General features: G+C 39.1%; 12 protein-coding genes, 3 tRNA genes and 1 pseudogene. 10 read left to right on the top strand and 6 right to left on the bottom strand.

The features are described 5' to 3' along the window. Positions 1–212: 212 nt before the first annotated feature. The gene (locus DSM08_RS11325; RefSeq protein WP_149526255.1) at positions 213–647 is read left to right on the top strand and encodes a hypothetical protein; all 435 of its coding nucleotides are present in this window, start codon (positions 213–215) and stop codon (positions 645–647) included. Between the two features lie 581 nt (positions 648–1,228). After that, on the top strand, positions 1,229–1,870 hold the full coding sequence (locus tag DSM08_RS11320) for a hypothetical protein (RefSeq protein WP_149526254.1): 642 nt from the start codon (positions 1,229–1,231) through the stop codon (positions 1,868–1,870). A 458-nt stretch (positions 1,871–2,328) separates the two neighbouring features. On the opposite strand, the pseudogene DSM08_RS19495 reads toward DSM08_RS11320, so the two are convergent. Together DSM08_RS19495 and DSM08_RS11310 are read right to left on the bottom strand one after the other, a co-directional pair. Continuing rightward, positions 2,329–2,841 (bottom strand): annotated as a pseudogene (locus DSM08_RS19495) (IS66 family transposase); the annotation flags it as partial. 87 nt (positions 2,842–2,928) lie between these two features. Then, positions 2,929–3,002 (bottom strand) — tRNA-Ile (locus DSM08_RS11310). Between the two features lie 86 nt (positions 3,003–3,088). Here DSM08_RS11310 and DSM08_RS11305 point away from each other — a divergent pair. The 3 genes from DSM08_RS11305 to DSM08_RS11295 all read left to right on the top strand — a co-directional run bounded on the left by DSM08_RS11305 (position 3,089) and on the right by DSM08_RS11295 (position 6,781). Then, positions 3,089–3,727 carry an HAD family hydrolase gene (locus tag DSM08_RS11305; RefSeq protein WP_187773848.1) on the top strand — a complete coding sequence of 213 codons (639 nt, stop codon included), beginning with the start codon at positions 3,089–3,091 and terminating at the stop codon, positions 3,725–3,727. A 73-nt stretch (positions 3,728–3,800) separates the two neighbouring features. After that, positions 3,801–3,992 carry a 30S ribosomal protein S21 gene (rpsU, locus tag DSM08_RS11300; RefSeq protein WP_093097788.1) on the top strand — a complete coding sequence of 64 codons (192 nt, stop codon included), beginning with the start codon at positions 3,801–3,803 and terminating at the stop codon, positions 3,990–3,992. A gap of 275 nt (positions 3,993–4,267) precedes the next feature. Then, positions 4,268–6,781 (top strand): cation-translocating P-type ATPase, encoded by a 2,514-nt coding sequence (locus DSM08_RS11295; RefSeq protein ID WP_149526252.1) that lies wholly within the window; start codon positions 4,268–4,270, stop codon positions 6,779–6,781. 126 nt (positions 6,782–6,907) lie between these two features. Here DSM08_RS11295 and DSM08_RS11290 read toward each other — a convergent pair whose 3' ends face one another. Then, positions 6,908–7,660 carry a hypothetical protein gene (locus DSM08_RS11290; protein WP_149526251.1) on the bottom strand — a complete coding sequence of 251 codons (753 nt, stop codon included), beginning with the start codon at positions 7,658–7,660 and terminating at the stop codon, positions 6,908–6,910. 168 nt (positions 7,661–7,828) lie between these two features. Between DSM08_RS11290 and DSM08_RS11285 the strand changes: the two genes are divergently transcribed. Continuing rightward, complete coding sequence (locus tag DSM08_RS11285; RefSeq protein WP_149526250.1) at positions 7,829–8,005, top strand: type II toxin-antitoxin system HicA family toxin; 177 nt, start codon at positions 7,829–7,831, stop codon at positions 8,003–8,005. 35 nt (positions 8,006–8,040) lie between these two features. Then, positions 8,041–8,442 (top strand): type II toxin-antitoxin system HicB family antitoxin, encoded by a 402-nt coding sequence (locus tag DSM08_RS11280; RefSeq protein ID WP_149526249.1) that lies wholly within the window; start codon positions 8,041–8,043, stop codon positions 8,440–8,442. 99 nt (positions 8,443–8,541) lie between these two features. On the opposite strand, the gene DSM08_RS11275 is transcribed toward DSM08_RS11280, so the two are convergent. Further along, positions 8,542–8,626, bottom strand: a tRNA-Leu gene (locus DSM08_RS11275). Positions 8,627–8,631: 5 nt separating this feature from the next. After that, positions 8,632–8,704, bottom strand: a tRNA-Gly gene (locus DSM08_RS11270). Between the two features lie 170 nt (positions 8,705–8,874). On the opposite strand from DSM08_RS11270, the gene DSM08_RS11265 reads away from it, so the two are divergent. From DSM08_RS11265 to DSM08_RS11255, 3 genes are all read left to right on the top strand, one after another. Further along, on the top strand, positions 8,875–11,049 hold the full coding sequence (locus DSM08_RS11265; RefSeq protein ID WP_149526248.1) for a glucoamylase family protein: 2,175 nt from the start codon (positions 8,875–8,877) through the stop codon (positions 11,047–11,049). 53 nt (positions 11,050–11,102) lie between these two features. After that, positions 11,103–11,615: an OmpA family protein gene (locus DSM08_RS11260; RefSeq protein ID WP_149526247.1), complete on the top strand. Its 513-nt coding sequence runs from the start codon at positions 11,103–11,105 to the stop codon at positions 11,613–11,615. A 194-nt stretch (positions 11,616–11,809) separates the two neighbouring features. Next, positions 11,810–12,718 (top strand): transposase, encoded by a 909-nt coding sequence (locus tag DSM08_RS11255; protein WP_149525548.1) that lies wholly within the window; start codon positions 11,810–11,812, stop codon positions 12,716–12,718. Between the two features lie 216 nt (positions 12,719–12,934). Here DSM08_RS11255 and DSM08_RS11250 read toward each other — a convergent pair whose 3' ends face one another. Further along, on the bottom strand, positions 12,935–13,927 hold the full coding sequence (locus tag DSM08_RS11250; protein WP_149526246.1) for a transposase: 993 nt from the start codon (positions 13,925–13,927) through the stop codon (positions 12,935–12,937). Positions 13,928–14,187: the final 260 nt, after the last annotated feature.

The following is a 14,187-nucleotide window of genomic DNA, read 5'->3' as shown; positions in this document are numbered from 1 at the left end:
AAGAAATCTTGTTCGATAAATAAAAAGCCTTATAATTTGTGGGCATTTAGCTTAAACCCTAGTAATTAATCACACAGATCATGAAAGAAAAGATCATGCGAATCCTCACGAGCACAATTATATACCAATTAAAATAGGAGGCACTAAACAATGATGGGAAGCCCAACCGTTTATATATAAATTTTATCTTAACGTGATTAATCCAATAAAAGATGAAAAGAATAAAAGTAAGTGATGGAACTGATATATTAGAAGTTAATCTTTTGGATATTTTAAATTTTTTATCTCTAAAGGAAAACATTTGTTGGTGCTTGGTCTGGGTTGAAGGATTTGGAAATTTACGAAACCACTCAATTATTGAATTTGAACAAGAAGTGAACAAATCGAATACTCCTAAACTTATTGATTTAGCTGGTCTGATTGAGCTTTCAAAGGAAAAATTACAATTTATAAACCTACTATTGATCGGTGATGAGAATGTACAAAATATACAGACTTGTTACGAAAATCAAATTAATATTGAGCCCATTGTACAATATCGAATTGAACTTTTGGATAGTTCTTATTGGTTAATTGAAACGTCGGACGAGAGCTTCATAAAAAACATTCTTGAAAACTTTGTGAATGTTGAATTTGAAAAATATTGAGCGTCCATCGGCTTTTTACCAAATCAGATTTGAAATTCAGACTTCTTGGCATGATTTCACAACAGCGTTTGGAAGAATAAAAAAAAGGACAAAATATTGCGTACAACGAAGAAGGTGGCGCAAGGGTAGCACCAGGTAGATGGTTCAAACAGCAGCAATTAAATAGCGGAGCATTAGAGGGGTTCTACCCAGAAACCTATTTCATTGGCGGAAAAGTAATAGCTAATTCGGTTTCTTATCTGGGATTAAAATTATTAGGTTCAAGATTTCTTAAAGGAGGATATACTTTTACACAATTTAAGAAGTTACATGTGGGGACACGAACATTAACAGAGATTCCAACTTCAACCGGAATACAAAGAATAAGTACGGAGTTCCATCATGTTTTTATCACCCAAAGAATGCAAAGAGCTTATAATCTTCCAAATTGGTTAGTAAATAACCAAGTAAACGTCTGGAAAGTTAATACTGTACAACACTCGTTAATTGATGCTTACCGTTATAGGTTTTTAAGGCAAGGCTTTAAATCAGATGTTAGTTGGTTCGGTAAATATAATTGGCTTACTAAATTTTAGAAATTGATGGACATATTTAAATTCTTTAAAAGGACGAAGATAGAAGAATGGGAACTTCTTTTGCTTAAAAAAGTGATAACTAACCTTCCCAAACAATATTTAATATTAGTTCGCCAATTAGATGATGGGTTGATTAGGAGAGTTTTACGGGATGCGAGCGATATACCTGGTTATGTCTCTTTTGGATTCAATTTTGATGTTTACAAAAAGTATTACAATGAAAACAAAAAGAGTTATAAACTAACAAGCATTAAGGTATATGATAACCTTACATCGACCTTTTTAGATTATGCTATTTATGTGTCAAGTGGTGTAATAATTGGTTATTTATTTGAAGGGGATAAAAAATCTAAAATCGACTTTACAAGAATTAATGCTTCCGGTTTCAGGACAGAAATAATTGGAGAGTCGGATTATAACCGAATTGCAGATATGCTTAATGAAGAAGAAAAGACGACTTTAAATTCTTCAGACGTTTATTCCGTCTATGTAAATAACAAAGAATATTTTCATATAAAAGATTTAGAAGATGGCGACTTTATTGGGATAGATAATAAGAAACTTGTATATAAAATCACTCATGATCCTTTGGAAGTGATCTTACTCAATCAAACGATAGTAGATGTTTTTAAACAGAGGCTCAGATAATAATGGAGTTTCAATTTTGAACCATACAGCAACTTTTCGGAGGGCTTTGTCGGTAACATCGTGTCAAAGAAATGGTTTAACAAGAATAAGCAGATACATAAAGAAGAGTTTTATGAATATCAAGCATTAAGGGATGGATATCAAAAGAAAAGAGTGTTTCGTAAGAATTATGACTTCCCGACTCCCACTTTAGTTTCTTGGGCAGACCAAGTTAGATTTTCTTATTCGGCTTCAGAATGTATTAACGTGAGTTCGGGATAAAGAAAAAGATTAAAAATGATTGAGTAAAACATAAAAAAGGCTTGGTTTTTGTATGTAAAGTTTTAGAAATCAGTTTATTACAAATATAAATCAAGCCCCATGTTAAGAGATTAAGTTATAGAAATTTATGTTAAAGTCGATGATTTCTGCAAGGAAATTCAAACCGATTCTCGAAGAAAAAGTATCCGACCGACGAACTACATGTTTGATTTGTCGATAATTTGCTTATAGCTCTGCGGATAAAGATTTTTTAGATTCATGTGGTTTATGGAGGATATGTTGAGCAAAGTATGTATTAACCATTGGAATGGGTTCACCTCATGCTTTTTGCAGATAGCGAAGAACGAATAGATTATTGTCGAGCGCTGTGCGGCCTCATGGTTGCCTGCAAAAAGATAGTTCTTACGCCCCAGGGCCACTGGTCTGATCGCGTTCTCAACGAGATAATTATCAATCTGCAGATTTCCATCGTTTAGATATGCGGACAGCGCATCCCATCGTGCAGTGGCATAGGTCATGGCTTTTCCTATCTGGCTTTTTGGCAGGGTGTTCTTGATCTATTCAAATATCCATTTGCCCATGCCGTTGATGATTTCCAAAGATTCTTTGAGGCGTAGCTCCTTGTTATTGTCGGCAGAAAGTTTCTCTCCTTTAACTCTACGTTCAATTTTATAGAGTTTCTGTATCATCATCAGCGCCTTTTCGGCCCTTGAAAAGTGAAGGACAAATGATTCAAAGATGCCCTTTGAAACGAAAAAAGTCGTTTTTTCTATTCAGAAAAACGACTTTTAGATTTGTGCGCCCACCTGGGCTCGAACCAGGGACCAAAAGATTATGAGTCTTCTACTCTAACCGACTGAGCTATAGGCGCAGTTTTTGTTATCAAAAAAGAGAACGATAATTCCGGTTTTGACGATGCAATTATCGATATTTGAGACGAGAAAACAAAATTTTTGTATGCAAAATATTAAAAATGTTATCCTGGATTATGGGAATGTCATCTTTATGATTGACTTCAAAAAAGTAAGTGAATCCTTTAGTGCGCTGGGTATCACCAATGTGAACGACTTTTTTGGACATCGCGGACAAGACAGCCTATTCGACGAGTTCGATAAGGGAGAGATCTCTGCGGCGGAATTTAGAGAAGGGGTGAGGGTAAAAGCCAATCGGCCGAACTTAACAGACCAACAGATAGACGACGCGTGGAATTCATTATTGATTGGTGTTCCGGAGGGAAAACATGAGGTATTAGAGGAGTTGAAGAAGCATAACCGTATGTTCCTTTTAAGCAATAATAACGAATTGCATTATGCATACTGTATGCAGCATATCAAAGATCGTTACCGCGTAGACAGCAACGATCAATTTTTTGAAAAGACTTACTATTCGCACCTTGCGGGACTGCGTAAACCAGATTTAGCCATCTTTGAACTCGTGTTGAAAGAAAATAACCTCAACCCCGCAGAAACATTATTCATTGATGATAGCCCACAACACTTAGAAGCTGCAAAGACATTAGGCATCCACACCGCTCTATGCACAGCGGAGCATCCGCTTGAAGCAATAGTGGAGGAATACAAGCTCCTCGAAAATTAATTTGCGAAACCGCTTTGTTTTGTTTACTTTTGCACACCAAGAATTTTACGACGAAAGGAGGTATATAAAAGCTATGATTATTGTAAATGTTAAAGAAGGTGAATCTTTAGATAGAGCATTAAAACGTTTCAAGAAGAAATTCGAGAAGACTGGTGTTTTAAGAGAACTTCGTTCTCGTCAGGCTTATGAGAAGAAATCTGTAGCTCGTCGTATCCAAGTTAAGAAAGCTATCTACAAGCAATCTTTAAACCAAGACAACGCGTAATTGAACGGCGCCTAAGAACGCCTTCTAAAAGATATCAGCCCCATCACAGCATTGTGATGGGGCTTTTCTTTTCTAAGAAGTGATGAAAATCATAAAATCCCTCTCAAAACTTCCGTAATTTGCTATGGATAAGCGTTAATTCTTCGAATTCAACACTTCAAACCAATCCAATTCGATTACTTTTCGTAACTTATCTATCTGTAAAATAGAGAAAGCGGGAAAACTTTCGGCTTCATTTTATCAGCAAACCAAATCTATCTGAAAAACAACAATTGATGACCAATTATAATATACCGAAGCACCTCAAAGGGCTATCGGAAGCAGAAGTAAATACATCCCGTGAGAAGTATGGCATTAATAAAATAGAAACGGAACATAGCGGAGCTTGGGCGATACTATGGGAAATTCTCAAAGAGCCTATGTTGATATTGTTGTTCGCAATTTCTATCATCTATGTGCTCGTTGGAGATTATGGCGAGGCTTTATTTATGTTCGTCGCCATCGTCGCTGTATCGGGAATTTCCTTCTATCAAGATAATCGGAGCAAGAAAGCTTTGGAGGAACTTGAAAAACTAAATGAACCCCTAAGCACTGTTATCAGAAATTCGCAAGTCGAGAAGATTCCAAGTCATGAAATCGTCGTTGGTGATTTGTGCATCACGGAGGAGGGGAAGATGATCAATGCCGATGGTCGGATTGTCCATAGCAATGATTACTCTGTCAACGAAGCCTCTTTGACGGGCGAGAGCTTCTCGGTGTTCAAGAGTGCGGATTCGGCGGATAAGCATATATACAGTGGAACAATTTCCGTATCCGGATTGGCAGTTTTTGAAGTCGAAGCAATCGGGAAGAATACAAAGATCGGAAAGATTGGCGAGTCCATTTCAAGCATTCAAGAAGAAAGCTCGCCATTGCAGATACAAATCCGTCAGTTCGTGAAATGGATGGCCGTAGCCGGCATTTTTATTTTTTTACTAGTCTGGGGATATAGTTACTTTCAGTCTCACAATTTCGTTGCCAGTTTATTAAACGGGCTTACGATGGCGATGTCTGTTCTGCCGGAAGAGATTCCCGTCGCCTTTACCACATTTATGGCTCTGGGAGCTTGGAAATTGATGCGGGAAGGGGTGATCATCAAAAGGAGCAGTGTTGTTGAAACGCTAGGAAGTACAACCGTAATCTGCACGGATAAAACAGGCACCATAACGGAGAATAGCATGCATCTTAGCAAGTTGTATGATTATGGTTCCAACAAAATCTACGTTGAGACTGAATTCGATAATCCGAAGCTTACAACATTGATTGATTACGCGATGTGGAGCAGCGAACCAGTGCCTTTTGATCCCATGGAGAAGACGTTGCATCAGGTCTACGAAAAGACGACCAGAGACGATCAGCGGAAGCAATATGAGCTCTTTCATGAATACCCATTAGAAGGTAAGCCGCCCATGATGACACATCTTTTTCGCAATGATGATGGTATTCGTATCATAGCGGCAAAAGGAGCGCCAGAAGCTATCCTTGCGGTGTCATCGCTAGATGAGGTCGAGAAGGATAAGCTACGAGCATTATACAAGGCTTTCGGAAAAGAAGGCTTTCGGGTGCTAGGCGTTGCGAAATCTGTTTTCCCGACGGATGACTTCCCTGAAAAACAACAAGACTTCGAATTTGATTTCCTAGGCTTCGTCGTGTTTTATGACCCGCCAAAGAAAGGTATTGAAAATGTGTTCAAGAAGATATACGACGCAGGCATACAAGTTAAGGTGATTACGGGCGACAATGCAGACACCACCGCTAGTATTGCTGCCCAAGCAGGTATCGTCAATACAGCTGAGGGACTAAATGGGAGCGACCTGGCCGCATTTTCGGAAGAGCAATTAATGTCGGTTGCAGAGCGGACCGTATTGTTTACACGGATGTTTCCAGAAGCAAAGCTTGCAGTCATCAATGCGCTAAAGAAAAAAGGAGAGGTGGTCGCTATGCTGGGCGACGGTGTCAATGATGGACCGGCACTTAAAGCCGCCCATATTGGGGTTGCCATGGGAAGCAAAGGAACGGAGATCGCGAAGGCTGCAGCGGCCTTAGTGATTACCAATGATGATTTGGATAAGCTTGTGCTCGGAATTGCCGCAGGACGCCGCATTTACGCTAACATTAAGAAAGCAATACAATATATCATATCGATTCACATCCCAATCATATTGACCGTGTCATTGCCCTTGTTTCTGGGCTGGATCTATCCGCAAATCTTCAGCCCGGTGCATGTTATCTTTATGGAATTGGTCATGGGGCCTACATGCTCTATTGTTTATGAGAGCGAACCTATGGAAAAGAATACTATGCAGAAGCCCCCAAGGTCTTTAGGCGATACGTTTTTAAATATAAAAGAGCTTGCTATCAGTATTATACAAGGACTGGCAATTACCGCTGGCGTCTTATTCGCTTATCAATGGGCTATTCAAAATGGAGGTTCCGAAGAGAACACTAGAGCCATGGTCTTCACGACGCTTATTTTTGCTAATATCTTGTTGAGCTTGGTTAACCGTTCTTTCTATTATAGCGTATTCGAAAGCTTTAAATACAAAAATATATTATTCCCGATTGTAATTGGAGTGACGTTAATCCTACTCTTTTCTATTTTATATATTCAACCATTCGCCCGTTTCTTTGAGGTCACGGCTTTGAATGCTTCTGAATTAGGGATGTCCATTGCGATAGCGAGTGTTTCTGTTCTGTGGTTTGAACTGTATAAATTTGTTAAAAGAAAGACTTCGACGGGTGGAAAATAAAGAAAAGATGCTTGATTTGTAAATCTAATCTAGCTTTTAATATGAAAATAAAAAGCACAACGTAGGCGAACCTTTTCTTCATTTAGTATCACTAAGTAGATTAAACAAATGTGTAATTCATTTTATTTAATAACGGTAGTTAATAATTAAGCCAGGCTTATAGAAGTTGATAAAATCTTTGACATATTTAACTGTTTTTATAAGGTCTGTATCTAAAATGTCTTGATATATGTCATTATAAGATAGTATTGGGTTCTGCTTTGCTTCTTTGAGATGTATTAATCTATTTCTAAAGTCTTTTAACTGACCAAGTTTCTTTAATTTTATGGGATGTTTTTTTTCAAAATAATTATTCGCATATATACTGACAGCTTTTAATTTTTTTTCAAAAGGTAGCCGTTCAATTTCCTGTTTACTCCATTCTTTATTTGTCTCATCCATTTTGATTTTTTTGTACTCAGGAATCATTTGATTTAGAAATGCATCACACGCAGTATATGCAAAAAGAATACATATACTTGTTACTTTGAATACATAGCTATAAGCTATTGATAATTTAGGACTGTTATCATTTTTTGATAACAAGTTTTCCAACCTGCTATATGCATCTTGAATTTGCATAGCGGTGTCGTTCGCTATGGAAAAGTAAAATGAAACAGGATTTGGTTCCATTATTAAGAACCCTTTTTTCCTGAATTTAAGCTTGTCTAATCCATATAGCATACCTTTTTCAGATCTGAGAAAAAAGGAATGCTTATCTTCAAAAGCTTCGTTATAATCCATTTCGTCTGAATTCACATTTCCCCAATCAATATTATGATCTCCATCTGGATTGAATGGTGTCCCTTTATAGGTGATTTTGGTTCCTATTTTTCTCATAATAGTATTTTTTATATTAAATATCTTAAAAATAGATATATAGACAATATAATTGTACAAACATTTGCAACAATGGTAGTATATATACTACCTTTGTATTGTGGAGTTCGAGATGTGATTGGTGTTTTAAGGCATAAATTATCCAGGCACATTTTAGAATTTTTCATTATGAAATCAAGCGAGTTCCACAGACTATTGCGAAAAAACGGCTGGATTCATATCCGTACCAGAGGATCTCATTACATTTATGAGAAGGATGGGAAGACCTATCCAATTCCTTACCATGGTAGCAAAGAGATTGGAGAGGGCCTTCGCAAGAAAATCATGAAGGATCTGGGGCTTTAGCTCCCGATCCCCATGATAAATAAAATGAAAATATTATGAGAACACTAAAGATCATTATCGAGCGCAGTGATGACATGTTCAGTGCCTATGCTGAAAATGCCGAAGGTATTTATGGAGGAGGGGATACTGTCGAAGAAGCAAAAAAATCAATTTTAGATGCAATCGACATTATGACCGGAGAATTCGCTGCAGAGAATATTCCGTCTATTCTTAAAGGCAATTACAAAGTGATTTATCACTTCGATGCAGAGAGCTTTCTCAATTACTACAAAGGCATCTTTACTAATGCCGCTTTAGAAAAGATTACAGGCATCAATCAACGTCAGTTGCAACATTATTCTTCCGGTCTGAAAAAGCCTCGCCAGCTGCAGCTCAAGAAGATAGAAGAAGGGCTTCACCGTCTTGCGGCAGAGCTTCAGGCAGTAGAGTTGGTTTAAAAATATGGTCGAGACGAATCTCAAAATTAGGAAGTTTCGCCGCAAAAAAAAACTCCCAAAAACTAAAAAAGCTCATCTTTCGATGAGCTTTTTTCCAAGTACCTAGGGCGGGAATCGAACCCGCACTCCCTTAACGGGAACAGGATTTTAAGTCCTGCGTGTCTACCAGTTCCACCACCTAGGCAACTGAGCGAAAGACGAGATTCGAACTCGCGACCCCAACCTTGGCAAGGTTGTGCTCTACCAACTGAGCTACTTTCGCTTGACGTGCTGCAAATATAGAGAGAAAACAGAAACTGCAAAAATATTTCTTACCCTTTTATCGCAACAGGCTTAAAATGTGCGTAATAATTTTATCACGAACCTTGAATTCAATGTTAAAACTCGTTTCTAGAGGGAAAATTCGCTATTTTTGTCCATTATTATTGCCTTATGCGATTTAAACTAATTCCTATTCTTCTGTTCTGTTTGTTTGGATTGACCGCAAATGCAGAAACATATCCGGAGGTGGTGTTTGATAATAGCCTGGTAAAGGGCACGTATGCCCGAAGCTTGGTAGATTATAGTGGGAAGAGCTGGGTAGAGAATGTAAATAAACATCTTCTCGTATCGGATACGCTATTCTTTACGCCTGGTAACGCGCTATCCTTACGATATCTTTCCCATCCCCAAGGAGATTGGAATGTGACGATTCGCTATAGTCGCCAGAAATTCCATTATCGACTTTCGAATGATGATGTCCTGAGCTTCAAACTCTATGTAGGCTCGGGGAATACCAAATCCGAACATTTGCCATCGATTTCCATCAAGCAGCGCGATAACCAATCGGTAAGTTTAGCGATAGGAAATTACGTGCAAGGATTCAAAAAAGATGCCTGGCTGGATGTTCGTATTCCTGTCAAAGAATTCGCAGGATTAAATGTCGAAGAACATATCTCTGGAATTATCCTACGACAGCTCAACGATTCTAAAAGCACGCATCAGCTCTTTCTGGATCAAATCGAGTTCCTTCCGGCAAACTATTCAAAAGTTCCTTTAACATCAGCTGCAGTATTAGCCAAAGCTACAGCCTATGGCAATCATGTCGATTTGCAATGGCAAGTACCCTTGACGCAGAGCATCCGCTATGTGAAGATCTACAGGTCCGAGGATAACAAGGATTTCGTACCGATTTCTATACGCCCTACCTACATGCAACGCTGTTTGGACTACGTGCCGGTATTGGATAAAAAGTATTACTACAAGATCGCTTGGCTTGATTACAATTACAAAGAATCACCTCTATCCGCGGTGCAGGAAGTACAGCCAAAAAAGATATCTGATGATGAGCTTTTCTCACTGATTCAGATTGCGCATATCAACTACTTCGTAGAGAACTATGATATCAACACGGGCATGCATATGCCCTTTAGAATGAAAGAAAAAGCGATAGTGTCGGTAAAGGAAACAGGAGGGGCAATCCTTAGTTTAATGGTAGGCGTAGAAAAGAATTTCATCTCTCGTCCATTATTTATTAGCCGCGTTAAACGAATCGTGAAGTTCTTAGCTACTGCGCAGAATAAACATGGCTTCTTCCCATCTTATTACGACGGCCGTAAGGGTATCCCTGAATACTTCGACCGTCGACCTCAGTACGATGTAGAATCATCCGCGGCTATCATGGAGGCATTGCTCGTTGTTAGACAATACCTAAAAGGTGACGATGAAGCAGAGAAAGAGATTAGAAGAGGCATCAGCGATATTTGGGAGCGGATGGATTGGAAAGCAGTTACGATGCCATATGATCCGCAAACACTACGTTCCAACTTAGATATGCTGGATGAGTATTTCGTTTCCGAGCCTATTGTCGGAGTTAACTTGGGGCTTAATGCCTACATGTTAGCCATGGCCTCGACGCGCTCGAACATTCCCATCGCGTCCTTCTCAAATGCTATAGAAAGCAAATATGTTTCCAGGGCTGAAGTAACGTCAAGCCTACTTGCCGATTCGACAGTGAGCGATTCTGTTAGACAAAATTCATTGTTCCCTGACGGTATAGATCATGGCAACCAGGATTCCTTATACCGTGTTTCAGCCTTTCAAGATACGATTATGTATGGAGTAGAATTGCCTTTTGGAGCACCAGATGGTAATTTATTGGAAATGTACAGACCCTTCGTAACGATCAACCCGAAGTTGGCGAAATTGAAAGACTATAATCTCGCGGAAGTTGTAGGCAGTTATGCCCGTGTCGTCAAACGTAGAGACAATGAAATGGGAGTGGGGACCAGCAATTCTGACATCTGGGGATTTCAACAACGTAACGACAGCATAGGAACATTCCGAATAAACCCTGCAATTTCTGTAGCCAGTATTTTCTTAGACAACCAACGCTCAATCAAATCCTTGAATGCCCTGTATCACGAATTCGGAGCCTTCCTTTTCTCCGAATACGGGTTCCGCTCGTGGGTCGACTTACGTAGCAATGATGTGTCTGACGAGTATGTCGCTAGTAACCAAGCGAACGTCGCCTTGTTATTAGAGAATGCGAAGACCGGATTTATCTGGAAACTATACCAACAGATTCCTGAGATTCAAGCGGTTGAACAAAGGCTTTTTAAGAAGTAAGATAATTAGGGATAAAATATTATATTTACAGCAACAACAAAGAATCCATACACATGAAACGCATCAATTTATTAGCACTAATTTTAATTTCGAGCATAACATTTTTTTCTTGTAAGCAGCAATCTATGGTTGTGAATCCTGGCGCAGTTGTTAGCAAGGACGGCACCGACGATGGTCTGAAAAATGTAAAACGTGAGTTCAAGGATGTACAACAAACTGACGAAGGGATCTTAGTATCCATTTCCTCAGACTTATTGTTCCCAACAAACTCTTCTTACCTGTCAGACAACGCAAAACAAGAGCTAAGCAAATTAGTGAAAGTATTAAAAGATCAAAAGGCGAAAGTACGCGTAGATGGACATACCGATGCAACCGGAACCGCAGAATATAACCAGTGGCTATCCGATAAACGCGCAGCATCAGTAAAGAAATTCTTAGTAGACGCCGGAATCGCAGACGCTAGAATCTCAACAAAAGGACTAGGCCAATCAAAACCGATAGCAGACAACAAAACGCCGGAAGGCCGCCAAAAAAATAGACGAGTAGAGGTGGTTATTCTTAAATAACTGGTCGTTTAAATAAAAAGAGCTGTCTTGAAAAAGACAGCTCTTTTTATTTAAACGACAGTATTTAGTATTTAGTAATGCGAATTAAGGGTTGAAATATATTGGAAAAAGCTTCTTAAAAAGAGGGGTGAAAACTTGCATAAAAGCCTGATTATCATTATATTTATAATGTTCCTTGCGCATTATTAAACAACATGATCAATCAGGCCAAGGCTCTAAAATTAATAAAATTATACCAGTATGTTTGTGATAAATATGACAGTGAACTGCAATATTACTGTCAGCGATTTTCAAACAATAACACACCTGACTTTACTGATCAGGAGGTTTTGACCATCTATTTATTCAGTGTGCACGAGGAACAGCGGCTAAGGATCAAGCAGATCCATAAATTCGCCTCGGATTATCTGATGGATTGGTTTCCCAAGCTAACTTCATACGTAGCATTCAATACCCGTATCAACCGCCTTTTTGATGTTTTGAGATCTCTTTGTCAGTCAGTTATAGAGGACTTTGCACCAGAGGAGTGCTCCAGAGAATTTTCCCTACTGGACTCTATGCCCATCATAACCTGCAGTGGGACTAGAAGGGCAAAGGTAGCTCTGGAGATAACGGATAAAAGCTTCTGCTCAACGAAGAGGCTTTGGTATTTTGGATTAAAGCTTCATGCGCTCAACAGCTATAACAAATCCACGCTGCCTCGTCCGGAAAGCATAGTAATAAGCAAGGCATCTGAAAGTGACCTGAACATATTTAAGGAGAATTGGGCATCCATCGCAGGTAGGACGTTCTTTGGTGACAAGATATACCGTGACGCCCCGTTCTTCGAGTGGTTTTATAAAGAAAAAAAATCAATTATGTATACTCCGATAAGGGAAACCCAAGGAAAACCAGATTGTTTAAAAAACAGGGATCGTGCTTATAATGACCTGTTTTCAAGAGCAGTATCTAAGGTAAGACAACCAATCGAATCCTTTTTTAATTGGATAAATGAAAAAACACAGATACAAAACGCAAGTAAGGTCAGATCTACCAAAGGACTATTAGTACATGTGTTCGGTAAATTAACAGCCTGTTTCATAAAGCCTATTTTCAACCCTTAATTCGCATTAGTAGTTAGTATTTAGACCTATGGCGGCCAATATGAATCCCTATTGCACTGCATACTATACATCCTGTCCATTCTCAAACCCTTCCTTTCCTGGTTCAAAGACAACATTCCTTTTATCTTTCCACCCGATCCGGTCCATCCTTAAATCCTTCCTTTCCTGGTATTCTAGGTTTTTGACATATGCAAATTTTCTTTAATATTTTTTCTATCACGCTGCATAATGATAATCTTCCCGATACATCTCCTGTCGTCCGATCAAGGAAAACATGATCAGAATCAGCTTGAATTTCACATTGTTCAAGACCAGCGGGTAAGCTTTGGTTGTGAGCTTCCGTTGCGCATATTCTCGGAGCGTCTTGTCATGTGTAATGGCAATCTTTGCCGCTTGGTTCAACTCCTGCTTTATGGCCTTGTTGGCCATATGCGAGACTCGCTTTCGACCGCGAATACTGGTCCCGGAAGTGTGCTCAAATGGTATCACACCGGCATAGACAGCGTATTTTCGGGGATCGGTAAAAGCCTTGAAATTCTCCGTATAAACGATCGTCATCCAGGCATTGACCGGGCCTATCCCTTTGACGCTTTTGAGGATCTGATAGTTCCTGTTGAGCGATTCATCGCTTTCGATGAGCTGTAAGATTTCTCGTTCTACTCTGTAGATCTCTTTCTTATAAACATCTATCATTGTTTTACTGACCTTCAGGATCGCCTTCCCTGCGTCTTTCCCGTACATCGCCTTGCGCTCAGAGCTGCTCGCTTTGTAACCGGCCATCTCTCTCACTAGACGTTTACGAAAGGAGATCAGCTGCTTAAGATCAAATATTGCAGAGTTCAATTTACCGCTTGGGTCGAGCATATAAGCCTTTTCTTCCCCATACTGGGCAATCCTAAAGGAGTCTTGCTTATCGCTCTTGCCACGGACCATGCCCATCGACTTCTTGATCTCTAGACCAGATTTGCGTGTATACGAAAGACCTTTTGACTCGCAATACTGCAGGAATCTGTATTCATATCCACCAGTATATTCCATGATAAAGAAGACTTGGCTTGATACAAAACCTTTCCCTCGCATCCACTTTGCCAATTGCTTAAATCCCGAACTGTTGTTCTCGATCTTAATGAAATCATGTGTGCCCCAATGGCAGATGTCCAATGTTTTCTTAGAAACGTCGACACCTAAGGTAATACGATCTTTTTTCATGATCTAAACTTTTTAATGTAAATGATTGAAAAATTGCCCGTTACCTAGTACCTTTGAAGTACCTTTGATAATAAAACTATTCTAGTTTGGCCTTAGGCAATGAATAAGGTAGGCACAGATACCAGGAAAAGTCCTTAACGACTACTTCAAAATAATGTTCAACCTGCCTTATTCATCCTAACGCTTCCGTTAGGTAATACCTTATATCTTCTATTAAGTATTTATTCATCAATTACTCTCTGTTTAAACCAAAGGTTCAA

The sequence above is a fragment of the Sphingobacterium hotanense genome, assembly GCF_008274825.1.
In the GTDB taxonomy this organism is placed as follows: Bacteria; Bacteroidota; Bacteroidia; order Sphingobacteriales; family Sphingobacteriaceae; genus Sphingobacterium; species Sphingobacterium hotanense.
Note: the sequence above shows the minus strand (reverse complement) of the source record. Positions and strands in the feature narration are given on the sequence as shown.

Coding starts and splice junctions, on each gene's coding strand:
- DSM08_RS11325 (WP_149526255.1), top strand. CDS start 213: ATGAAAAGAATAAAAGTAAGTGATGGAACTGATATATTAGAAGTTAAT.
- DSM08_RS11320 (WP_149526254.1), top strand. CDS start 1,229: ATGGACATATTTAAATTCTTTAAAAGGACGAAGATAGAAGAATGGGAA.
- DSM08_RS11305 (WP_187773848.1), top strand. CDS start 3,089: ATGCAAAATATTAAAAATGTTATCCTGGATTATGGGAATGTCATCTTT.
- rpsU (WP_093097788.1), top strand. CDS start 3,801: ATGATTATTGTAAATGTTAAAGAAGGTGAATCTTTAGATAGAGCATTA.
- DSM08_RS11295 (WP_149526252.1), top strand. CDS start 4,268: ATGACCAATTATAATATACCGAAGCACCTCAAAGGGCTATCGGAAGCA.
- DSM08_RS11290 (WP_149526251.1), bottom strand. CDS start 7,660: ATGAGAAAAATAGGAACCAAAATCACCTATAAAGGGACACCATTCAAT.
- DSM08_RS11285 (WP_149526250.1), top strand. CDS start 7,829: ATGAAATCAAGCGAGTTCCACAGACTATTGCGAAAAAACGGCTGGATT.
- DSM08_RS11280 (WP_149526249.1), top strand. CDS start 8,041: ATGAGAACACTAAAGATCATTATCGAGCGCAGTGATGACATGTTCAGT.
- DSM08_RS11265 (WP_149526248.1), top strand. CDS start 8,875: ATGCGATTTAAACTAATTCCTATTCTTCTGTTCTGTTTGTTTGGATTG.
- DSM08_RS11260 (WP_149526247.1), top strand. CDS start 11,103: ATGAAACGCATCAATTTATTAGCACTAATTTTAATTTCGAGCATAACA.
- DSM08_RS11255 (WP_149525548.1), top strand. CDS start 11,810: ATGATCAATCAGGCCAAGGCTCTAAAATTAATAAAATTATACCAGTAT.
- DSM08_RS11250 (WP_149526246.1), bottom strand. CDS start 13,927: ATGAAAAAAGATCGTATTACCTTAGGTGTCGACGTTTCTAAGAAAACA.